The 23,332-nt window shown below is 38.8% G+C and carries 17 protein-coding genes and 2 tRNA genes; 13 read left to right on the top strand and 6 right to left on the bottom strand.

What is annotated here, in order from left to right:
• Positions 1 to 109 precede the first annotated feature (109 nt).
• Positions 110 to 478 carry an IS630 transposase-related protein gene (locus TY21_RS04620; RefSeq protein WP_042239363.1) on the bottom strand — a complete coding sequence of 123 codons (369 nt, stop codon included), beginning with the start codon at positions 476 to 478 and terminating at the stop codon, positions 110 to 112.
• A gap of 501 nt (positions 479 to 979) precedes the next feature.
• On the opposite strand from TY21_RS04620, the gene TY21_RS04615 reads away from it, so the two are divergent.
• The 8 genes from TY21_RS04615 (at position 980) to TY21_RS04575 (ending at position 12,962) form a co-directional block, all read left to right on the top strand.
• Positions 980 to 1,288, top strand: a complete 309-nt coding sequence (locus TY21_RS04615; RefSeq protein WP_130589538.1) for an F-box protein — start codon at positions 980 to 982, stop codon at positions 1,286 to 1,288.
• 146 nt (positions 1,289 to 1,434) lie between these two features.
• Entirely contained in the window at positions 1,435 to 2,616 is a 1,182-nt protein-coding gene (locus TY21_RS04610) for a leucine-rich repeat domain-containing protein (protein WP_197725088.1), read from the top strand.
• A gap of 350 nt (positions 2,617 to 2,966) precedes the next feature.
• On the top strand, positions 2,967 to 4,658 hold the full coding sequence (locus TY21_RS10985) for a leucine-rich repeat domain-containing protein (RefSeq protein WP_052354659.1): 1,692 nt from the start codon (positions 2,967 to 2,969) through the stop codon (positions 4,656 to 4,658).
• 278 nt (positions 4,659 to 4,936) lie between these two features.
• Positions 4,937 to 6,052 (top strand): F-box protein, encoded by a 1,116-nt coding sequence (locus tag TY21_RS11285; RefSeq protein WP_052354658.1) that lies wholly within the window; start codon positions 4,937 to 4,939, stop codon positions 6,050 to 6,052.
• Positions 6,053 to 6,883, top strand: coding sequence for a leucine-rich repeat domain-containing protein (locus TY21_RS11280; protein WP_368668647.1), 831 nt, complete (start codon positions 6,053 to 6,055; stop codon positions 6,881 to 6,883).
• A 7-nt stretch (positions 6,884 to 6,890) separates the two neighbouring features.
• Entirely contained in the window at positions 6,891 to 7,178 is a 288-nt protein-coding gene (locus TY21_RS11835) for a leucine-rich repeat domain-containing protein (RefSeq protein ID WP_079979912.1), read from the top strand.
• 292 nt (positions 7,179 to 7,470) lie between these two features.
• Positions 7,471 to 9,297 (top strand): leucine-rich repeat domain-containing protein, encoded by a 1,827-nt coding sequence (locus TY21_RS04580; protein WP_052354521.1) that lies wholly within the window; start codon positions 7,471 to 7,473, stop codon positions 9,295 to 9,297.
• Positions 9,298 to 9,596: 299 nt separating this feature from the next.
• Positions 9,597 to 12,962 (top strand): leucine-rich repeat domain-containing protein, encoded by a 3,366-nt coding sequence (locus TY21_RS04575; RefSeq protein WP_130589536.1) that lies wholly within the window; start codon positions 9,597 to 9,599, stop codon positions 12,960 to 12,962.
• A gap of 650 nt (positions 12,963 to 13,612) precedes the next feature.
• Here TY21_RS04575 and TY21_RS04570 read toward each other — a convergent pair.
• From TY21_RS04570 to TY21_RS04550, 5 genes are all read right to left on the bottom strand, one after another.
• Positions 13,613 to 14,128 carry a peptidylprolyl isomerase gene (locus tag TY21_RS04570; RefSeq protein ID WP_042244255.1) on the bottom strand — a complete coding sequence of 172 codons (516 nt, stop codon included), beginning with the start codon at positions 14,126 to 14,128 and terminating at the stop codon, positions 13,613 to 13,615.
• Positions 14,129 to 14,153: 25 nt separating this feature from the next.
• Positions 14,154 to 14,972 carry an ABC transporter ATP-binding protein gene (locus tag TY21_RS04565; protein ID WP_042244253.1) on the bottom strand — a complete coding sequence of 273 codons (819 nt, stop codon included), beginning with the start codon at positions 14,970 to 14,972 and terminating at the stop codon, positions 14,154 to 14,156.
• Between the two features lie 66 nt (positions 14,973 to 15,038).
• A complete protein-coding gene (locus TY21_RS04560; RefSeq protein ID WP_042244251.1) occupies positions 15,039 to 15,572 on the bottom strand; it encodes a hypothetical protein in 534 nt (177 codons plus the stop codon).
• A gap of 233 nt (positions 15,573 to 15,805) precedes the next feature.
• Positions 15,806 to 16,135, bottom strand: coding sequence for a TMEM14 family protein (locus tag TY21_RS04555; RefSeq protein ID WP_042244249.1), 330 nt, complete (start codon positions 16,133 to 16,135; stop codon positions 15,806 to 15,808).
• 5 nt (positions 16,136 to 16,140) lie between these two features.
• Positions 16,141 to 16,857 carry a dienelactone hydrolase family protein gene (locus TY21_RS04550; RefSeq protein WP_042244247.1) on the bottom strand — a complete coding sequence of 239 codons (717 nt, stop codon included), beginning with the start codon at positions 16,855 to 16,857 and terminating at the stop codon, positions 16,141 to 16,143.
• Between the two features lie 527 nt (positions 16,858 to 17,384).
• Between TY21_RS04550 and TY21_RS04545 the strand changes: the two genes are divergently transcribed.
• The 5 genes from TY21_RS04545 (at position 17,385) to TY21_RS04525 (ending at position 22,422) form a co-directional block, all read left to right on the top strand.
• Complete coding sequence (locus TY21_RS04545) at positions 17,385 to 17,828, top strand: hypothetical protein (RefSeq protein WP_042244245.1); 444 nt, start codon at positions 17,385 to 17,387, stop codon at positions 17,826 to 17,828.
• A 362-nt stretch (positions 17,829 to 18,190) separates the two neighbouring features.
• Entirely contained in the window at positions 18,191 to 20,419 is a 2,229-nt protein-coding gene (locus TY21_RS04540) for a Tex family protein (protein WP_042244243.1), read from the top strand.
• A 459-nt stretch (positions 20,420 to 20,878) separates the two neighbouring features.
• Positions 20,879 to 22,171, top strand: coding sequence for a 3-deoxy-D-manno-octulosonic acid transferase (locus tag TY21_RS04535; RefSeq protein ID WP_042244241.1), 1,293 nt, complete (start codon positions 20,879 to 20,881; stop codon positions 22,169 to 22,171).
• 99 nt (positions 22,172 to 22,270) lie between these two features.
• A tRNA-Met gene (locus TY21_RS04530) sits at positions 22,271 to 22,343 on the top strand.
• Positions 22,344 to 22,349: 6 nt separating this feature from the next.
• Positions 22,350 to 22,422 (top strand) — tRNA-Met (locus tag TY21_RS04525).
• Positions 22,423 to 23,332 lie beyond the last annotated feature (910 nt).

The raw sequence follows: 23,332 nt of genomic DNA, 5'->3' as shown, positions 1-23,332 counted from the left end.
AGAGCACCATAAATCTTTTCTCCTAGAGGTGATCTTGCATGCTGGCGCTGTGAGTAGGCATTCATCCCGCTTTCATCTATGTAAATTCTATTTTCTTCCGAAATATTTTCTAGCTTTTGTCTACATTCCTCTCGCTTATCCTCATCTCTTTCCTTATAGAAGGGTGTATTTTTTTCAAAGTGATTTTCAGTCTTTTACAGGCATAAAAAACTGCAGCTGTTGTCACTCCGAATTCCTCAGCTATTTCCCTAAGGTATGCATCGGGAGTTTGTTTTATATATAGTTTCAGCTTTTCACTATCTATTTTAGTGGGGCTCTGCCGTCTTTTTTTAGGAGCTAGATTACCTTGTTTTTTCCGCTTAATCCAGTTTGTTAACGTACGAGCTGCTACGCCAAACACCACACTAGCTGTGGCGATTGAGCCGCCATTCTCTATATACTTCAAAGCTTTTTTTCTTAAATTGTGTGAATATACCATGCCAATTGATTATACATATATTCACAGAAAAATAGAATTTAAATAATTATAGCTTAATTTTTCTTTCAGAAGTATAGCAGCTGCAAACGCTTGGCTCAAACGATAACCAGCTTACTAATCTTTCTAAGGATATAAGTCAGTTGCATGATTATCTGCCTCTTAATTTGGACGGAAATCCGCTGCTAAGCATTCCAAGTAAAATAAAGCAAAGTTTTCACCTCTCGTTAAAAAGTTTGCTTCTACTTCATCTAATAGGCTAAAGAAAAGAAGCGGCATGTTTAGAAGACTTTAAGGATATGATAAACTTCTTAGATCATCATAAAACATTAACGTCTAATAAAAGAAGACGAAGAATTTCCAAAAGCTTTTTATAGCCCTCTATTTTTAAGTTTAAAGGCTAAGAATTTGTCTCTAAAATCTTTTTGTACATTTTGGATTGTTCATGTATATAATGTCCTAAAAAACGGCTGAAAATATGAATAATTAAAAGAAGGACATATAATGAATCCTAGCTCTTCTATCAGTATTGAGCATTTACCTAATGAAGTGCTCACCTCTATTTTGGAGTATTGCCCTAGGCCTGCCCTACTTAGGGTTTCTACTAGATGGCGCCATCTGCTAGCTACTGAAGTCATGCCTTCTCTTTATAAGCAAATAGGTAAAGTACATGTTCCTCAAGGGAATGATAGCGAGCAGGCTTTTATTTTAGATAGGATTTATAAGCTAGAAAGTGGACTTCCTGAAATAGCAAAAGTCAATGCAATCTTTAAGCAAATCTTTACTTTAGCTAGTTCTCTCTCTCTCCGTTAGAATTAGAATTTAAATGGAAAACCGAGGAAAAGAGATATCTTACCCTGGCTAACTACTCCTCTTATCTTGTAAATATTAATCGCCTCTTAATTTGGAAAGAAATTCCAGGTGGAAAGGAATACTTAAACCAAGAAGAAATCAAGTATTTGCCTTTAGCAAAAAAAGGAGAGCTTTTTAGAGATTGGATTGAAAGGCATGGCAAAGTTATTACGAGCTTAGATTTAACAGAAATTGGTTTGACCTTTTTACCTGCAGAGATAGGGCAGCTATCGCAGCTGGAAGTGCTTTACTTAAATGATAACCAGCTTACTTCCCTTCCCGTGGAGATAGGGCAGCTGTCTCAGCTGCAATACCTTTACTTAAACAATAACCCGCTAACCTCCCTTCCTGCAGAGATAGGGCAGCTATCGCAGCTGCGAACGCTTTTCTTAAGCGACAACCAGCTTACTTGCCTTCCCGCAGAGATAGGGCAGCTGTCTCGGCTGAGAAATCTTGGTTTAAGCAGAAACCAGCTTATCTCTATTCCCGCAGAGATAGGGCAGTTACCTCAGCTGCAAACGCTTGGCTTAGACAATAACCAGCTTACTTCCCTTCCTCTAGAAATAGGGCAGCTTTCTCAGCTGCAATACCTTTACTTAAACAATAACCCGCTTACCTCCCTTCCGACACAGATAGGACAGCTGTCTCAGCTACAAACGCTTAACTTAGAAAATAACCAACTTACTTCCCTTCCGGCAGAGATAGGACAGCTTTCTCAGCTTCAAGGGCTTTACTTGCAGAATAATCAGCTTACTTTCATCCCTGCAGAGATAGGGCAGTTATCTCAGCTGCAATACCTTTACTTAAACAATAACCCGCTTACTTCCCTTCCTGCAGAGATAGGTCAGCTATCTCACCTGCAAACGCTTAGCTTAGAAAATAACCAGCTTACTTCCCTTCCTGCAGAGATAGGGCAGCTATCTCAGCTAGAAGCTCTTATCTTAAGCAGCAACCAGCTTAACTCCCTTCCTGCAGAAATAGGGCAGCTCTCTCAGCTGCGAAGGCTTGGCTTAAGCAGCAACCAGCTTGCCGCTCTTCCTGCAGAGATAGGGCAGCTATCTCAGCTAGAAGCTCTTATCTTAAGCAGCAACCAGCTTAACTCCCTTCCTGCAGAAATAGGGCAGCTATCTCAGCTGCAAGACCTTGACTTAAATAACAACCAGCTTACTTGCCTTCCTGCAGAGCTAGGGCAGCTGAATGCGCTTCAACGGCTTAACTTAGAAAATAATCAATTAACCACCCTTCCTGCAGAGATAGAAAATCTACTTGCTCTAAGTAGACTTTACTGAATGAGAATCCGTTGTAAAGCATCCAGATGAGCTAAAGCAGCGTCTGCGCTTTTAGCTGAAAAAGTTTGTTCCTTCATCATCCAATAGGTTAAAGAAACTAATGGATATCCTTAGAAGGTTTTAAGAATATAGATAAAATTCTGGGGGCATTCAGAGACATCCATATCTGAAATCGTATCTTTCCTGCTAAAAAAGAGGAAGAATTTCCAAAAGCTTTTTATAGCCCTCTATTTTTAAATTTAAAGGCTAAGAATTTGTCTCTAAATTTTTTTTGTACATATTAGATTGTTCATGTATATAATGTCCTAAAAAACGGCTGAAAATATGAATAATTTAAAGAAGGACATATAATGAATCCTAGCTCTTCTATCAGCATTGAGCATTTACCTAATGAGGTACTCACCTCGATTTTGGAGTATTGTCCTACGCCTGCCTTACTTAGAGTTTGTACTAGATGGCGCCATCTGCTAGCTACTGAAGTCATGCCTTCTCTTTATAAGCAAATAGGTAAAACGCATGTTCCTCAAAGAGATGTTAGCGAGCAAGCCATTATTTTAGATAAGCTTTATAAGCTAGAATCTGAGCTTCCTGAGGTAGAAAAAGTCAAAGCAATCTTTAAGCAAACCTTTGCTCTAGCTAGCTCTCTTTCTCCTTTAAAATTAGATTTTAAATGGATAACTGGGGAAAAGCAATATTTTACCCTGTCCAATTATTCCTCATATTTTGTAAATATTAATCGCCTCTTAATTTGGAATAAAATCCCTGGTGGAAAGGAACACTTAGATCAAGAAGAAATCAAGTATTTGCCTTTAGAAAAAAAAGGAGAGCTGTTTAGAGAGTGGATTGAAAGGCATGGTAAAGATATTACGAGGCTAGAGATAACAGGAGTCGGCTTGACCTTCTTACCTGCAGAGATAGGACAACTTTTTCAGCTGGAATGGCTTGACTTAAGCGGCAACCAGCTCACCACCCTTCCTGCGGAGATAGGGCAGCTATCGCAGCTGCAAACCCTTAAATTAAATAGCAACCAGCTTGCTTCTCTTCCTACCGATATAGGGCAACTTTCTCAGCTGGAGCACCTTGACTTAAACAATAACCAGCTTACCTCCCTTCCTGCAGAAATAAGGAATCTTTCTCGTCTGCTATGGCTTTACTTAAATAACAACCAGCTAGCAAGCCTTCCTCCAGAGATAGGACAGCTATCGCAGTTGCAATGGCTTGGCTTAAACAGCAACAAGTTTACCGTCCTTCTTCCAGAGATAGGACAGCTTTTGCAGCTGAAAACGCTTAATGTAAGAAATAACCAGCTCACCTCCCTTCCAGCAGAGATAGGGCAACTTTCTCAGCTGCAATACTTTTACTTAAATAGTAACCAACTTACCTCTCTTCCTGCAGAAATAGGAGGGCTTTCTAAGCTTGAAGCGCTTTACTTAAGCAACAACCAGCTTGTCACCCTTCCTGCAGAGATAAGGCAGCTGTCTCAGCTGCGAAACCTTTTCTTAAACAACAACCACCTTATTTCCCTTTCTATAGAGATAGGACAACTGTCTCAGCTGCAAGAGCTTTACCTAGACGGTAACCAGCTCACATGCCTTCCCGCAGAGATAGGACAGCTGTCTCAGCTGCAATGGCTTTACTTAGATGACAATCAACTTATCTCCCTTCCTGCAGAGATAGGGCAATTATCGCAGTTGCAAATGCTTTACTTAAATAACAATCAGCTTACCATTCTTCCTGCAGAGATAGGGCAGCTGGGACAGCTGCAAAGGCTTGGCTTAAGCAGCAACCAGCTTACTGCTCTTCCTGTAGAGGTAGGGCAGTTATCGCAGCTGCAGACGCTTATCTTAAGCAGCAACCAGCTTACCCGTCTTCCTGAAAAAATAGGGCAGCTATTGCAGCTGCAAGATCTTTTCTTAAGCGAGAACCAGCTTAACTCCCTTCCTGTAGAGATAGGGCAACTACCTACTCTGAAAATTTTTCAGGTGAAAGGAAATCCGCTGCAAAGCATACCCGATGAAATAAAGCAGCGTTTTCGGCTGTAGCTGGAAAGTTTGTATCTTCATCACCTAATATGTTAAAGGAACGAATGGGTATGTTCAAAAGGTTTTAAGGATATAGATAAACCTCCCGGCTCATCAAGAAACATTAACGCCTGATAAAAGAGAGGAAGAATTTCCAAAAGCTTTTTTATAGCCCTCTATTTTTAAGTTTAAAGGCAAAAATTTGTCTCTAAAATTTTCTTGTATATTTTGTTTTATTCATTTATGTATTACTCCAAAAACGCATAAAAATATGCATAAAATCTAAAGAGGCCCATACCATGAATCCTAGCTCTTCTTTCACTATTGAAAACCTACCTAATGAGGTACTCACCTCGATTTTGGAGTATTGTCCTACGCCTGCCTTACTTAGAGTTTGTACTAGATGGCGCCATCTGCTAGCTACTGAAGTCATGCCTTCTCTTTATAAGCAAATAGGTAAGATGCATGTTTCTCAAGGAGATGTTAGCGAGCAAGCCCTTATTTTAGATAAGCTTTATAAGCTAGAAGCTGAGCTTCCTGAGATAGAAAAAGTCAATGCAATCTTTAAGCGAATCTTTAGTTTAGGTAAATCTCTTTCTCCAGTAGAATTAGAATTTCAATGGAAAACCGCAGAAAAAAGATATTTTACCTTTTCTAATTATTCCTTATATTTTGTAAATATTAACCGCCTTTTAATTTGGAAAAAAATCCCGGAGGGAGAAGAATACTTAAACCAAGAAGAAATCAAGTATTTGCCTTTAGAAAAAAAAGGAGAGCTTTTTAGAGATTGGATTGAAAGGCACGGCAAAGATATTACGAGCTTAGATTTAACGGAAATCGGCTTGACTTCTTTATCCCCAGAGATAGGGCAGCTACCTCATCTGCAAACGCTTAACTTAGAAAATAACCAACTTACTTTCCTTCCAGCAGAGATAGGGCAGCTACCTCATCTGCAAACGCTTAACTTAGAAAATAACCAACTTACTTTCCTCCCAGCAGAGATAGGACAACTTTTTCAGCTGCAATGGCTTCACTTAAACAATAACCAGCTCACCACTCTTCCTGCAGAGATAGGGCAGCTAACTCAGCTGCAAACGCTTAACTTAGAAAATAACCAACTTACTTCTCTTCCCCAAGAAATAGGACAGCTTTCTCAGCTGCAATACCTTTACTTAAACAATAACCAGCTCACCACTCTTTCTGCAGAGATAGGGCAGTTACCTCAGCTGCAAACGCTTAACTTAGAAAATAACCAACTTACTTCTCTTCCCCTAGAAATAGGACAGCTTTTTCATCTGCAATGGCTTGACTTAAACAATAACCAGCTCACCACTCTTCCTGCAGAGATAGGGCAGCTACCTCAGCTGCAAACGCTTAACTTAGAAAATAACCAACTTACTTCTCTTCCCCAATAAATAGGACAGCTTTCTCAGCTGGAATACCTTCACTTATACAATAACCAACTTACTTCTCTTCCCCTAGAAATAGGACAGCTTTCTCAGCTGCAGGACCTTTACTTAAACAATAACCAGCTCACCACTCTTCCTGCAGAGATAGGGCAGTTACCTCAGCTGCAAACGCTTAACTTAGAAAATAACCAACTTACTTCTCTTCCTCTAGAAATAGGACAGCTTTCTCAGCTTCAAGGGCTTTACTTGCAGAACAATCAGCTTACTTTCATCCCTGCAGAGATAGGGCGGTTATCCCAGTTGCAAACGCTTGACTTAGAAAATAACCAACTTATTTCCCTTCCCATAGGAATAGGACAGCTGTCTCAGCTGCAGGACCTTTTTTTAAACAATAACCAGCTCACCACTCTTCCTGCAGAGATAGGGCAGCTACCTCAGCTGCAAATGCTTAGCTTAGAAAATAACCAACTTATTTCCCTTCCCAGAGGATTAGAACAGCTGTCTCAGCTGCAGGACCTTTTTTTAAACAATAACCAGCTCACCACTCTTCCTGCAGAGATAGGGCAGCTACCTCAGCTGCAAATGCTTAGCTTAGAAAATAACCAACTTACTTCTCTTCCCCTAGAAATAGGACAGCTTTCTCAGCTGCAATACCTTAACTTAAATTGCAACCAGCTCACCGTTCTTCCTGCAGAAATAGGACAGTTATCACAGCTGGAATACCTTCACTTATACAATAACCAACTTACCTCCCTTCCTGCAGAAATAAGTCAGCTGTCTCGGCTGAAGCAGCTTAACTTAACAGCAAACAGCTTACCTCCCTTCCTGCAGAGATAAGGCAGCTATCACAGCTACAAGGCTTGGGTTAAGCAACAAACAACTTATCTCCTTTCCCGCATGGATAAGGCAGCTATCGCAGCTGCAAGGACTTGACTTAAGCAACAACCAACTTATCTCCCTTCCTGCAGAGATAGGGCAGCTATCTCATCTGCAAGGACTTGACTTAAGCAACAACCAGCTAGCCTTCCTTCCTGCAGAGATAGGGCAGTTACCTGAAAGGTTAAATCTTAATTTAAAGGAAAACCCGCTGCGAAGCATTCCAGATGAAATAAAGCAGCGTTTTCGGCTGTAGCTAAAAAAGTTTGTATCTTCATCACCTAATATATTAAAGGAACGAATGGGTATGTTCAAAAGGTTTTAAGGATATAGATAAACCTCCTAGATCATCAAGCTAGATCATCAAGAAACATTAACGCCTGATAAAAGAGGGGGAAGAATTTTCAAAAGCTTTTTATAGTACTTTATTTTTAAGTTTAATGGCTAAGAATTTGTCTCTAAAATTTTCTGGTACGTTTTGGATTGTTCATGTATAGAATGTCCTAAAAAACGACTGAAAATATGAATAATTTAAAGAAGGCTTTACAATGAATTCTAGCTTTTCCATCACTATTGAACATTTACCTAGTGAGATACTAGTCCCTATTTTAAAGGCTTGCGCTAGCCCTTCCTTATCTAGTGTGTGTACAAGATGGCGTCATCTGCTAGCTACTGAAGTCATGCCCTCCCTTTATAAGCAAATAGGTAAAATGCATTTTCCTCAAGGAAATATTACCGAACAAGCTTATATTTTAGATAGGATTTATAAGCTAGAAGGTGGACTTCCTGAAGTAGCAAAGGTCAATGCAATCTTTAAGCAAATCTTTACTTTAGCTAACTCTCTTTCTCCTATAGAATTTAAAGGAAAAGAGGTAAATACAATTTTTAAGCAAATCTTTACTTTAGCTAGCTCTTTTTTTGCTTTAGAATTTAAAGATAAACCTAAGGAAAAGAGATATTTTACTTTGGCTAATTACTCATCTTATCTTGTAAATATTAATCGTCTTTTGATGTGGAATAAAATTCCTGGCGGAAAAGAGTACTTAGACCAAGAAGAAATCAAGTATTTGCCTTCAGAAGAAAAAGGAGAGCTTTTTAGAGAGTGGATTGAAAGGTATGGCAAAGATATTACGAGCTTAGATTTAACAGGAATTGGCTTGACTTCTTTACCCTCAGAGATAGGGCAGCTGTCTCAGCTGGGATACCTTGACTTAAACAATAACCAGCTTGCCTCCCTTCCTGCAGAAATAGGCCAGCTATCTCAGCTGCAATGGCTTTACTTAAACAACAACCAGCTAACAAGCCTTCCTGTAGAGCTAGGACAGTTATCGCAGTTGCAATGGCTTGGCTTAAGCAGCAACCAGCTTACCGCCCTTCCTCCAGAGATAGGACAGCTTTTGCAGCTGAAAACGCTTAATTTAAGAAATAACCAGCTCACCTCACTACCGGCAGAGATAGGGCAGCTATCTCAGCTGCAATACCTTTACTTAAATAGTAACCATCTTACCACTCTTCTTGCAGAGATAGGGCGGTTTTCTAAGCTTAAAGCGCTTTATTTAAGCAACAACCAGCTTATTTCCCTTCCTATAGAGATAGGACAACTGTTTCAGCTGCAAGAGCTTTACCTAGACGGCAACCAGCTCACATGCCTTCCTGCAGAGATAGGACAGCTGTCTCAGCTGCAATGCCTTCACTTAGACGACAATCAGCTTACCACTCTTCCTGCAGAGATAGGGCAATTATCGCAGTTGCAAATGCTTTACTTAAATAACAGCCAACTTATCTCCCTTCCTGCAGAAATAGGGCAGCTTTCTCAGCTGCAAAAGCTTGAAGTATACTACAATCAGCTTACCACTCTTCCTGCAGAGATAGGGCAGCTTTCTCAGCTGCAAGACCTTAACTTAAAAAACAACCAGCTTATCTCTATTCCTGCAGAGATAGGGCAATTATCGCAGCTGCAAGAGCTTGACTTAAACAACAACCAGCTTATCTCTATTCCTGCAGAGATAGGGCAATTATCGCAGCTGCAAGAGCTTGACTTAAACAACAACCAGCTTATCTCTATTCCTGCAGAGATAGGGCAATTATCGCAGCTGCAAGAGCTTGACTTAAACAACAACCAGCTCACATGCCTTCCTGCAGAGATAGGACAGTTATCACAGCTAATATGGCTTCGCCTAAACAACAACCAGCTTACCACCCTTCCCGTTGAGGTAGGACAGCTATCGCAGCTGCAAGAGCTTTACTTAAACAACAACCAGCTCACCACTCTTCCTGCAAAGATAGGGCAACTACCTGAAAGGTTAAATCTTAATTTAAAGGAAAATCCGCTGCAAAGCATTCCAGATGAAATAAAGCAGCGTTTTCGCCTGTAGCTAAAAAAGTTTGTATCTTCATCATCTAATGTGTTATAGGAACGAATTGGTACGCTTAGTTAGAAGGCTTCAAGAATATAGATAAACTTCTGGGCGCATTCAGAGATATTCATATCTGCAATTATATCCTTCCTGCTAAAGAAGAGGAAGAATTTCCAAAAGCTTTTTATAGCCCTCTATTTTTAAGTTTAAAGGCTAAGAATTTGTCTCTAAAATCTTTTTGTACATTTTGGATTGTTCATGTATATAATGTCCTAAAAAACGGCTGAAAATATGAATAATTTAAAGAAGGACATATAATGAATCCTAGCTCTTCTATCAGCATTGAGCATTTACCTAATGAAGTGCTCACCTCTATTTTGGAGTATTGTCCTAGGCCTGTCTTACTTAGGGTTTCTACTAGATGGCGCCATCTGCTAGCTACTGAAGTCATGCCTTCTCTTTATAAGCAAATAGGTAAAGTACATGTTCCTCAAGGGAATGATAGCGAGCAGGCTTTTATTTTAGATAGGATTTATAAGCTAGAAAGTGGACTTCCTGAAATAGCAAAGATCAATGCAATCTTTAAGCAAATCTTTACTTTAGCTAGTTCTCTCTCTCCGTTAGAATTAGAATTTAAATGGAAAACCGAGGAAAAGAGATATCTTACCCTGGCTAACTACTCCTCTTATCTTGTAAATATTAATCGCCTCTTAATTTGGAAAGAAATTCCTGGTGGAAAGGAATACTTAGACCAAGAAGAAATCAAGTATTTGCCTTTAGAAAAAAAAGGAGAGCTTTTTAGAGATTGGATTGAAAGGCATGGCAAAGTTATTACGAGCTTAGATTTAACAGAAATTGGTTTGACCTTTTTACCTGCAGAGATAGGGCAGCTATCGCAGCTGGAAGTGCTTTACTTAAATGATAACCAGCTTACTTCCCTTCCCGTGGAGATAGGGCAGCTGTCTCAGCTGCAATACCTTTACTTAAACAATAACCCGCTAACCTCCCTTCCTGCAGAGATAGGGGAGCTATCGCAGCTGCGAACGCTTTTCTTAAGCGACAACCAGCTTACTTGCCTTCCCGCAGAGATAGGGCAGCTGTCTCGGCTGAGAAATCTTGGTTTAAGCAGAAACCAGCTTATCTCTATTCCCGCAGAGATAGGGCAGTTACCTCAGCTGCAAACGCTTGGCTTAGACAATAACCAGCTTACTTCCCTTCCTCTAGAAATAGGGCAGCTTTCTCAGCTGCAATACCTTTACTTAAACAATAACCCGCTTACCTCCCTTCCGACACAGATAGGACAGCTGTCTCAGCTGCAAACGCTTGACTTAGAAGGTAACCAACTTACTTTCCTTCCCATAGGAATAGGACAGCTTTCTCAGCTTCAAGGGCTTTACTTGCAGAATAATCAGCTTACTTTCATCCCTGCAGAGATAGGGCAGTTATCTCAGCTGCAAACGCTTAGCTTAGAAAATAACCAACTTACTTCCCTTCCAGCAGAGATAGGACAGCTTTCTCAGCTTCAAGGGCTTTACTTGCAGAACAATCAGCTTACTTTCATCCCTGCAGAGATAGGGCAGTTACCTCAGCTGCAAGCGCTTAACTTAGAAAATAACCAACTTACTTCCCTTCCGGCAGAGATAGGACAGCTTTCTCAGCTTCAAGGGCTTTACTTACAGAACAATCAGCTTACTTTCATCCCTGCAGAGATAGGGCAGTTACCTCAGCTGCAAACGCTTAACTTAGAAAATAACCAGCTTACTTTCATCCCTGCAGAGATAGGACAACTTTTTCAGCTGCAATGGCTTGACTTAAACAATAACCCGCTTATCTCTATTCCTGCAGAGATAGGGCAATTATCGCAGCTGGAAGTGCTTTACTTAAATGATAACCAGCTTACTTGCCTTCCCTCGGAGATAGGTCAGCTTTCTCAGCTGCAATACCTTTACTTAAACAATAATCCGCTTACCTCTCTTCCGGCAGAGATAGGTCAGCTATCTCAGCTGCAAACGCTTAGCTTAGAAAATAACCAACTTACTTCCCTTCCTGTAGGAATAGGACAGCTTTCTCAGCTTCAAGGGCTTTACTTGCAGAACAATCAGCTTACTTTCATCCCTGCAGAGATAGGGCAGCTATCTCATCTGCAAACGCTTAACTTAGAAAATAACCAACTTACTTCCCTTGCCGTAGGAATAGGACAGCTTTATAAGCTTCAAGGGCTTTACTTGCAGAACAATCAGCTTACTTTCATCCCTGCAGAGATAGGGCAGTTACTTCTGCTGCAAACGCTTAGCTTAGAAAATAACCAACTTACTTCCCTTCCAGCAGAGATAGGACAACTTTTTCAGCTGCAATACCTTTCTTTAAACAATAACCCGCTTACCTCCCTTCCGGCAGAGATAGGCCAGCTATCTCACCTGCAAACGCTTAGCTTAGAAAATAACCAACTTACTTTTCTTCCCATAGGAATAGGACAACTGTCTCAGCTTCAAGGGCTTTACTTGCAGAACAATCAGCTTACTTTCATCCCTGCAGAGTTAGGGCAGTTACCTCAGCTGCAAACGCTTAGCTTAGAAAATAACCAACTTACTTCCCTTCCAGCAGAGATAGGACAACTTTTTCAGCTGCAATGTCTTGACTTAAACAATAACCAGCTTATCTCTATTCCTGCAGAGATAGGGCAGCTATCGCAGCTGGAAGTGCTTTACTTAAATGATAACCAGCTTACTTGCCTTCCCGCGGAAATAGGGCAGCTTTCTCAGCTGCAATACCTTTCCTTAAACAATAACCCGCTTACCTCCCTTCCAGCAGAGATAGGTCAGCTATCTCAGCTGCAAACGCTTAGCTTAGAAAATAACCAACTTACTTTTCTTCCCATAGGAATAGGACAGCTGTCTCAGCTTCAAAGGCTTTACTTGCAGAACAATCAGCTTACTTCCATCCCTTCAGGGATAGGGCAGTTACTTCAGCTGCAAACGCTTTACCTAGAAAATAACAAACTTACTTTCCTTCCCGTAGGAATAGGACAGCTGTCTCAGCTGCAAACGCTTGACTTAGAAGGTAACCAACTTACTTCTCTTCCGGTAGAAATAGGACAGCTTTCTCAGCTGCAATACCTTAGCTTAAACAATAACAAACTTAATTTCTTTCCCGTAGGAATAGGACAGCTGTCTCAGCTGCAAACGCTTGACTTAGAAGATAACCAACTTACTTCCATCCCTGCAGAGATAGGGCAGTTACCTCAGCTGCAATACCTTAGCTTAAACAATAACAAACTTACTTTCCTTCCCGTAGGAATAGGGCAGCTTTCTCAGCTTCAAGGGCTTTACTTGCAGAACAATCAGCTTACTTTCATCCCTGCAGAGATAGGGCAGTTACCTCAGCTGCAAGCGCTTGGCTTAGATAATAACCAACTTACTTCCATTTCCCTAGAAATAGGACAGCTTTCTCAGCTGCGATACCTTAACTTAAACAATAACCAGCTTACCTGCCTTCCTGCAGAGCTAAGGCAGCTATCTGAGCTGCGACACCTTGACTTAAGACACAACCAGCTCACCACTCTACCTACCGAGATAGGGCAGCTAACAAAATGGTTAAAGGTTTTTTTAAATGGAAACCCGCTGGAAAATATTTCAAATGAAATAAAGCAGCATGTTCGCTTGTATATAAAAGACACCCAATAGGTTAAAGAAACGAAAGGGTATGCTTTCAAAAAGTATTAAGGATATAGAGAACTTCCCGGCCTATCAAGAGACATTAACATCTAAAGTCTTATCTGCTAATAGTAGGGAGGGAAAATTTCTAACAGCTTTTATATTCATTTATTTTTAAATTTAAGCCCTAGAAATCTTCTTAAGATTTTTTTGTACTGTTTACGTTTTTTCCTTATTTTTTGTCTTAAAAAAACGACTAAGAACATGCATAAAAATTTAAAAAAGCTCTACGGATGAATCCTAGTCTTTTTATCACCCTGCTAGCCTCTATTTTAAAGATTATGCTAGTCTTTCCTTGTTTATCGTTGTTGAGGATGGCGTTATCTGGTGCACGCCTTGGCCCAGGCAGATATGGAGCAATACTCTAAAATAGAAGGTAAGTATCATCAGGCAAGTGTTCGAGCGCGATAAAATAGCTAAGATTTATTCATATAAGTTTTTCAAGTCTTATGCATGCTTTTAGTTGCGGTTGCTGGAATCTATAAAAAGCAAAATAGACAAGCAAACCTTAAAGGCAGTATAAAGAGTAAGGGGAAAAGCATTAACGTTTTCCCCTTTTATGATCCTCTCAATAGAACGCTTAAATTTAGCTAAAGAGCTGCTGGTAAGCAACAATAATGTTAAATCTCTTGCGTAGCAGATAAGATTTCGACCGTTTCTAAAGGCACATCACGGTGAGGTCCTTTAGAGCCAGTTTTGACTTTACCTATCTTGTCAACCACTTCTAGCCCTTCTATGACTTGACCAAATACGCAATAACCATATTCATGAGCAGCGGGACTCTTAAAATTAAGAAAGTCATTATCTACAAGATTGATAAAGAATTGAGAGGAAGCGCTATGAATTTCATTAGTCCGCGCCATAGCTATGGAACCTCGAATATTCTTTAAGCCATTATGAGCTTCATTTTTAATCGAAGCTTTTGTGGGTTTTTGATCAAATTCTTGATTAAAACCTCCTCCTTGGATCATAAAACTGTCAATAACCCGATGGAATATTGTCTGATTAAAATGGCCACTTTCCACATAATCTACAAAGTTTTTTACAGTAAGAGGGGCTTTTTCTGGATAAAGCTCTAGTTTTATATTTCCCATAGAGGTGGTGAATAATACGATAGGATTTTTTTTTGCATTCATTATTAAGTCCTTATATTAGTTATGGTTAACGGTGTCGAACTTCGATCACGCACTTTTTTTCTGCCAAAAGATCAATGAGTCCTGATAAAATTTCTTGATTTCCTTTATCCAAATTAGCATCCCATTCATCTAACAGTAAAACCTCTACATCAACTTTATCGGCAATTTCCTGAAGTCGCTTACGTAAAGATTCTCCCGTCGAGTGCTTATTAGTTTCAGAAGTAAAAGATAATTGATTGTGAGTGGGAAGAAGAAAGGCTTTGCTAGCCAATGCATCTTTTATGAGAATAAGTGCAGTCGATTTACCACAGCCATTTTCACCTCGCAAAGTTAGACGGCCTTTACGCTGGGTCAAACGTATAAGATTGCTATGCGATTCGATAGAAGGAGGAGAAGTTATCGACATAGGATTATGCTCTGCTACTGTCGAATGGTGTTTAGCGCTAATTTTGGACCAATTAACTTTCTTTTCAAGAGATGAAGGGGAATCTTTAGATGCTTGTATAGATCGATAAATAGCTGTAAGCTTGCTGCGATGCATTCCCCATCGAAAAGCTAAAGACAAGGTTTGATAAGTGTAGGAAAGGATTTGGAAAAGAAGGGGAAGGATAACTACAAAGGCAGAAAGCTTAACAGGATCTTGCGCATGTTGAATAGCTGAGTAGATAACTACTCCTAGAGAAGGAATAGAAGTTATTAAAGCAACAAATATAGCTAAAACTTGATCAAATCTTTCCAGATCAATGTTACGTTGTAAACACCGCTTCAAACGTTGCGAAGTTTTTTCGTCCCAAAGCTTAAAATTGTAGCCGTTGCCTAATAAAACGTTATCCCATGCTGCCAATAATTGTTGCGAAAGATCTACGCGGGCTGTTAAAGCTTTTCGAGTAAGTTGGCGTTGAGTGCGGCGTTATCCTTTCATAATAGCAATGACACATAGTACAGAAATGCTATAAGCTAAAGCAAAAAGGGGTTCAACGACTATGGAAAGGGCTAAAATATTTAATATTACACTTAATACATAACCTGAGAGCTCCCAAACATAATCGATCAAATCTTGAAGGGCTGAAGGGCCCTCAGAAGTTAATATAGATAGCTTTTCTTCTTTAATGGCTTTATTGTTCCATTCTCCAATATTATTTCGGTTAGAGGTAACAAACGCGTGAATAAAATGACGCTGAGCTTCTTGTTTCCAATGGGTTTTGACTATCAGCGCAATGCAGCCAGGAATGTAGGGGAGTGCTAAAGAGGTTAAGTAAAGCAGCATGTAAGGTAAAAAATTTTGGTGGGAGGCAATAGTTTCTACCAATTTGACAAGCCAGAGGGTAGAAGAAGCTTCGAGAATTTGCTGAAAGGTTAAAATTCCCATGCAGGTTAATCCCCAGCGATTGAGCAGTAAACCCATGATTTGTTTACGGACTTTTAAAGAAGTGGGATCAAACATCTGTTTTTAACCTTTAAGGTCATATTAAAAGAGAGCAAATTATGCCTTATCTAGAATAAATAATTAAAGACTATATATACAATCTAGGAAATTTAAATGTTAGATATTGAGAGTCAAAGGCATAAGGTTGATTTAATAAGGGGACTCAATAAGATTAATCTTATCTAATAAATAGCGTTTGGAACCGGCCGAACTATAGGGTAGAAATCCTTTCTAGCCTATAGCTCAAGACATTAAATTAATCTAGCTTTCTTTTTGCCTTTAGTAAGAATAAATATAAGAGAGCTGGCGCTCAGGATGATCATTAGGCCTGCCGGCATAAACTTGGTGGTAATGGCATAACGATAAGTAAAAAATAAAGTTAATAATAGGTGTATGAACACCACTAATGTATAAGCTAAAATACTTTTTCTAAACATTCCTATAGCACCTATAAATAATAAGGTGGCTGATAAAGTTGCTGCAATCAATGAAGGATAGCTATGGGCCTGTATAAATCCCACCATTCCTCCTGACATAACGATTAAAGCGTAAGTAATGGTTATCCATGCAGACCATTTCATCTTTTCTATCTCCCTAATGTTTCGTGAAAAAAATTCTTCATCGCTAGCCAAGCTCTTGTGCTCGCTTTTTCATTATATATTAGACCTTTCTTTTTATCATTGACGAGTGGGTTAGTAAAAGCATGGGATGTCATCCCATAAATATCCATTTGCCAATCCACACGAGCGTCATTGAGCTCTCTTTGAAGATATTGAATTTCTTTTGAAGGGCATAATGGATCTTCATAACCATGTAAAAGCAGGATAGATCCTTTAATATTTTTAGCAATAGGGAAAGAATTAACACCTGAATAATTAATTACAGCATGAAAGCTTACTACGCTTTTTATCGGTGCTCCACTCCTCAGTAACTCGATGACTGCTAATCCACCAAAACAGAACCCAATCGCGCCAACTCGTGTGCCATCCACTCCAGGCTGCTTAAGTAGAGTTTCAAATGCTGCGCTGATTCTAACTTGCAAAAGCTTACGATCCAGGTAAAGAGGTTTAATTAAGGAAGATGCTTCTTCATCACACGTAGCATTCTTTCGGTGGCCAAACATATCAATAGCCAAAGCAATATAACCAAGATCAGCTAGCTCATGTGCTTTTTTGCGTGCAAACTCATCCTGACCATACCAAGCATGGGCAATAAGGATCGCTGGTTGGGCATGACGCATTTCTTTGGGATTGACTAGGTAGCCTTCGCAACAAAGGCCGTCAGCTTGATAGGAGACATTCATTTCTTTCCTAATGCTTTTTTTTATGTTTAAAATCTAAATTACTCGATTGTCTAATTTCTTAATATAAAAAACTTCTTTTTTTTAAGTATCCTTTTTTGTAGCTAAAAAATTTTTACGTTTAATATGTAACGGTAGCGATTAAACTGCTTTGGAAAGCTTGCCAAGAAAGGTTTTTATCACTATTAATGTTTGCTCGAGAAATGGTAGGAAAGCTTGCTTTTTGATTGATGCAATAAAGAAAAGTGAATCTTAAGCTAGGAATAATAAGCAAAAAGAGAGCCAAAAAGGAATATATTAGAGTTAATTATGCCATAACGTTTAACCCTCTTAAAGGGTACTTTAAAAACATAAAAAAATAAATACATAAAAACCTTTAAGGGAATTGGCAGAACATATTGGCCTTAAGAAGTGGAGTTTAAAAGATACTTATCCTAAAATTTTTTATAATTCTTGGCTTATTCAAATTGTTGCTCTGAGTAAGGCAAATATGCTATAAGTTCGAGGAATAAATAATTAAAGTGATTATTATGGAAGATAAGGGGAATAAATTAAGTTTATATATTCCGCCAGGAGGCCCTCCCAGCGTTACACCTAGCCATGAGATTTATCATTTAATGGGAGAACATAACATTTTCAAAATGTTGGAAGAATTTTACTTAGAGCTGGATAAAAGTCCTATTCGAAAGATGTTTCCAGCAGACATGAAAGAAGCTTCAAAAAAATCAGGAGCATTTTTTGTATTTCTTTGTGGGGGCCCGCCGTTATATCAACAGCGCTTTGGTGCTCCTATGATGCGTAAAAGGCATCTAGCTTTTCCTATCGATGAAACAGCTCGCCAAGTGTGGTTAAGTTGTTTTCATAAGATTTTGCAAAGCGCGGACAAAAAATTTAATTTTCCTATGCAACATATGGCAGGATTTTTGAATTTTTTGGATAAATTTTCAAGTTGGATGGTTAATGAGAAAACTTAAATACTTGCGCGGCTTAATATAAATTTTTTGCTTGTCCACCTTCGTTCATAAGAAGCAGCAGTTAGAATAGAAAAGCAAAATCCTCATTTTTCAAATATTTGAATCTTAGGTAGGCGCATAACTACCTAAATAGGTTTTCTAGTCCTTTCTTCTTTATCCTTAGGATAGCAAATGACTTAAATATGTAAGAGGAAATTCTAAGGGTTATTTACCCCATTAAGATGAGCGATTTTCGATATGAGCAAAGGGTGAAAGAAAATAGCTATAAATTCTTATGGATGAGAAAAGTAAATGAATAAATTTCTGAAAAATTATCACAACTTTACGCCTTTTATAGAGGCATTAATACGGGTAAATTAAGTATGGCTATAGATGCTTTTAAATTTTTGGTAGAAGAACTCGAATTACCAGTAGAAAGTATACAAGCGGTCATTAAGTTATTGACTGAAGGTAATACTATTCCTTTTATTTCTAGATATAGAAAAGAAGCCACGGGAAATTTAAATGAAGTGCAAATTCGAGCTATTCAAGAGCGATATAATTACTTGCTCGAGCTTGAAGAGCGAAAAAAATCCATAATAGAATCTATAGAGCTACAAGGCAAGATGACAGATTCTTTAAAAATCCAGATTCAAAATTGCATCTCTAAAGCTGTTCTGGAAGACCTTTATTTACCCTATAAGCTTAAAAAACGTACTAAAGCTGCCATAGCTAAAGAAAAAGGTTTAGAGCCTTTTGCTTTACGTATCCTGGAGCAACCTATAGCAGGTCATCCGTTTGAGGAGGCTGCAGTTTATATCGATGCTAAAAAAGGGGTAAGTAGTATTGAAGAGGTTTTAGCAGGCGCTTTAGATATTGTGGCCGATAGTATTGCAACAACCCCTGAAGTAAGAGCTTATGTACGCGAGTGTTTTGAAAACGACGGTGTTGTGGTGTCTAAAGTGGTGGAAGGTAAAGAAAGCGTAGCCAGCAAGTATGAAGCTTATTATTCTTTTCAAGAAAAAGTCTCTAAAATTCCTTCTCATCGCTATTTAGCCATTCGTCGCGGAGAAAAAGAAGAAATATTAGATTTTCATATAGAAGTGGCTGAAGAAAATATACGAGATTCAATCAAATCTATCATGAAATATAATCCTCGTTCACCTTTTGCTGAATTCTTAGAGAAAGGCGTGACGCAAGCTTTTAAACGCTACCTTTCTCCTAGTGTGGAGACAGAAATTAGAGTACAGCTTAAAATGCAATCAGATCGTGCCGCCATAGAGGTTTTTGCCGAAAATTTGCGCCATCGATTATTAGATGCTCCCTTAGGTTCTAAGGTTGTGATTGGAATTGATCCAGGCTTTCGTACGGGGTGTAAATGCGTAGTGATTGATGAGACGGGCAAATTTATCGATTATAAAACCATTTATCCCTTTCAATCGAGTACAGCTAAGGAACAAGCACAAAAAATTTTATGGCAAATGATTAGCAGTTATCCACCTTATGCAATCGGTGTGGGAAATGGTACGGCAGGTCGAGAAACAGAAGCTTTTGTACAAGAGGTACTTACCAAAAACAATTTATCGAAAATTATCTTGCTTGCCGTGAACGAAGCAGGGGCCAGTGTTTACAGCGCCTCTGATATTGCGCGGGAGGAATTTCCTGAGCTTGATGTAACTATACGAGGAGCTATTTCTATAGCTAGAAGGCTCCAAGACCCTCTTGCTGAGCTAGTTAAAGTTGATCCTCAAGCTATCGGCGTGGGGCAGTATCAACACGATGTCCATCAACCTTTGCTCAAAGATAAACTGCACGAAGTTGTTGAAAGTTGTGTAAATCATGTAGGAGTAGAGCTAAATACCGCCAGTGCAGCTTTATTAAGCTATGTGGCCGGCATTGGACCTCAGATGGCTTTAAAAATTGTTAAACATCGTGAAGCACAAGGGCCCTTTAAAGGGCGTAAAGACCTTAAAAATGTTCCTGGGTTCGGAGCTCGTACTTTTGAGCAGTCTGCCGGCTTTTTGCGTGTCAGAGCAGGAGAGCATCCTTTAGATGGGTCAGCTGTACACCCTGAAAGATATGAAGTAGTAGAGCATATTGCCAAGGATATGGGTGTACCCTTAAATGCTTTGATAGGAAATGAAAACTACATTCATAAAATTGAAATCAAACGTTATATTTCAGGGTCTTTAGGGGAGCCTACTCTTAAAGATATCATAGCTGAATTACAAAAGCCCGGGCGTGATCCACGGCAGAGCTTTGAAAAATTGCAGTTTCGGCATGACGTTAATGCTATCCAAGATCTTAAAGAGGGCATGATTTTAGAAGGGATTGTTACTAATGTAGCTGCTTTTGGTGTATTTATAGACATTGGCGTTCATCAGGACGGCTTTATACATATATCAGAGCTAGCCGATCGATATGTTAGAGAACCTTCAGAAGTAGTGCATTTTGGCAAGCGACTTAAAGTTCGAGTCTTAGCAGTTGAAGTGGACCGAAAACGTATTTCTTTAACGGCTCGTACCGTAGAAGCTAATAAAGCTAAAAAAGAAAAAGGTCCAGCGAAGAAGGAAAAAAAAGGTTTTAGTGCCAGTCCTTTTGCTAATCTATAAATTTAAGCTTTTGAAGTTGGGGGATAAAGAAATTAAAAAAGCTTTATTGTTTGTCTTAAGGCACATCTTGGCTTTAGGATGTCTCGCTTGTTATTGTGTGCCCCGTTTGCTAAAATGTGTAAAACGTCATTCTTAAGTGTTAAACCAAAATTTAAGCTCGTAGCGTAATAAAGTTGTTTCTCTCTTGAGAAGGATGGGTTTAATTTTTTAACCTTCTTCCTTCCCGCTTATAGGCTTAATTACGGCATAAGATTTCTTTGATTAGCTATAGCAAACCTATAGAGCATTTGTGTAACCAAGATAGGGGCTAAATTAAAAGATAGTTTATTTATTCATTTGGTAAGAGCTTCTTGTGCATTTTGCTTTGAATCTAGCTTATACCCATCTTCTTGCGATTTTCTCCTTCATCCTTTAATCCTAATAGATTAAGATACATTTAAAATTTATAATTAGGATATTATGATTCTATCTTTCTTATATGACTCCATGTTATGCCTCTTAGCCCTACTTTCTCTACCTAAAGTGTCCTATGACTATTTCATCAAAAAAAAATATCAGCAAAGCCTAGCAAGAAGGTTAGGATTTAATTTTCCCTTAATTACAAAAGGGGAGCGTAGGTTGGTATGGATCCATGCTGTCTCAGTAGGTGAAGCTAAGGCAGCTACTTCACTGGTTAAAACCCTAAGAACACAGCTTCATGATCCTGTAATTGTTATCTCAAGCGTCACTGAGGCAGGACATGCTGAAGCTAAGCGGAGTATCCCCCAAGCCGATTATCATATCTATTTGCCTGTCGATCTTGCTTTTATTATTCGTCCTATTATGAAACGAGCAGCTCCTGATTTGGTTATCCTCGTTGAAACAGATTTCTGGTATAATTTCCTTAAAGCTGCTAAAGACTTAGGGTCTTTAATTGTAGTAGTCAATGGTAAAATATCCGAACGTTCTTTCCAGCGATTTTTAAAAATTCCTTATTTCACTCATAAACTTTTCTCCTTTATTGACCTGTTTTGCTTGCAAAGCAAGCATTACTATGAACGTTTTAATGCTCTTGGCGTAGACCCGCATAAAATGCAGATTACGGGTAATTTAAAATTTGATGATGAGTATCCTCGTTTCACGGCTGAGCAACATGCCGCTTGGAAAAAACGATTTCAAATTGAGGAAATAAATCAAATCGTTGTGTTAGGTTCCTCTCATGATCCCGAAGAAAAAATGATACTGGAACAAATGAAAATTGTTTGGGAAGAACTACCTCATGTAAAGTTAATTATTGTACCAAGGCATCCAGAGCGATTTAATGAGGTGGCTAGGCTTTTGGAAAAAGAATTTATTTCCTACGTGCGTTTTAGCCAAATCGATCAGCCTGTTAATAATGCTAAAGTCATCTTAATTGATGCTATGGGGTTATTACGCAAATGCTATCAACTTGCTGATTTAGCGATTGTGGCAGGAAGCTATACCGCAAGGGTAGGTGGGCATAATATCTTAGAACCTTCTTGGTATGGCGTTCCAGTACTCTATGGGCCTTATATGCATTCTCAACCCGAGTTGGTAGAATTAATGGAGGATTATAAAGCGGGCCGTCAAGTAGATATTAATCATCTCAGCCACGAAATGATAGTACTACTAAAGGATTCTCAATTGCGGCAATCTATAGGAGCCAATGGTGTGCGCATGTTTAAAGATATTAAAGGAGCTACCCAAAAAACTTGGAATTTTATTGAACCCCTTATCAAAAAAAATGCCTGATGAGAGATTAGGAAAGGCTTTTTCATTATTTGTGCAATTTATTTAATAAAGCCTTGCTTTAAAATAACGATTTTGTTAACTTATCTACTTATTCAGTGACGCGGGGTGGAGCAGGGGTTAGCTCGTTGGGCTCATAACCCAAAGGTCGGAGGTTCGAATCCTTCCCCCGCTATTTTATGGCGGTATAGCTCAGTCGGTAGAGCAACGGAATCATAATCCGTGTGTCGTCGGTTCAAATCCGGCTGCCGCTACATCATTTACTTCTATCCATCAGACTTTCCCGATTATATTATTCTTATTTAATTATACTGGCCTGCAGCTCTAAGATAAGATGTGGCTTATTTCCTCTATAAACATCTCATTTTCAAATTCTCTGGCTTTCATGGAACGTATGAAAGCAAGTCAAGCTATCATCCTGTCTATAAGCAATCTTAGGTAGCTAAGATACCTATATAGATCGTTGTAGAAATATTTATGGAATAACTATAAAGGTTTATGAAAAATAATAAAGATTTTATCTAGCATGGAAACTGTTATATGCTTTTAACATGCTTTTGAAAAGAAATTTAAAAATAATTAGGGCTACATCTTACCAACCCTCATTCTTTGAAACGAAGGAAACCCCTCTAAAGCTGTCATTAAAGCATTTTCAATTTAAAAATATCTGGGTAATCAAACTTAACAGGATTCTTAAGCTAGATGTTAAGCAGGTTATAATACGCTTTTGAGATACTCCTTATGCAGCCTCGTACTTTATAAAAACCCCTCGAACTAAGTAGAGAGACATGTTTCAGAGGGTGATTATGTAGACTAAGTTTTTTTCAAAGCGTATAAAAATCTATGGATATGCATTTAAAGCTTCACAAGCTGCAGAAAAACTAATAACGTTTTAGCTTTATTGGAGCAGCTGAATTAGACTATATGCAGGTTGGTAAGGAAAAGCTTGTATGTTATTCCATAAGGCAAATATTCTTTTTGCTAAATTTCCTGAGAATTCAGCGAACCTAGCGATATGATTAAGAAGCTATGAAATAAAATTTTATGCTTTAACTAGAATGAGGGGAGGCAAAAGGTAAGGGCTTACATACCCTCACCTTTTTCTTCAATTAACATTAAAAAAGCTTTCTATCCATGCCTTTTAAAAAAGCTAACGCCATATAT

Source organism: Neochlamydia sp. S13, assembly GCF_000648235.2.
Classification (GTDB): Bacteria; Chlamydiota; Chlamydiia; order Chlamydiales; family Parachlamydiaceae; genus Neochlamydia.
Note: the sequence above shows the minus strand (reverse complement) of the source record. Positions and strands in the feature narration are given on the sequence as shown.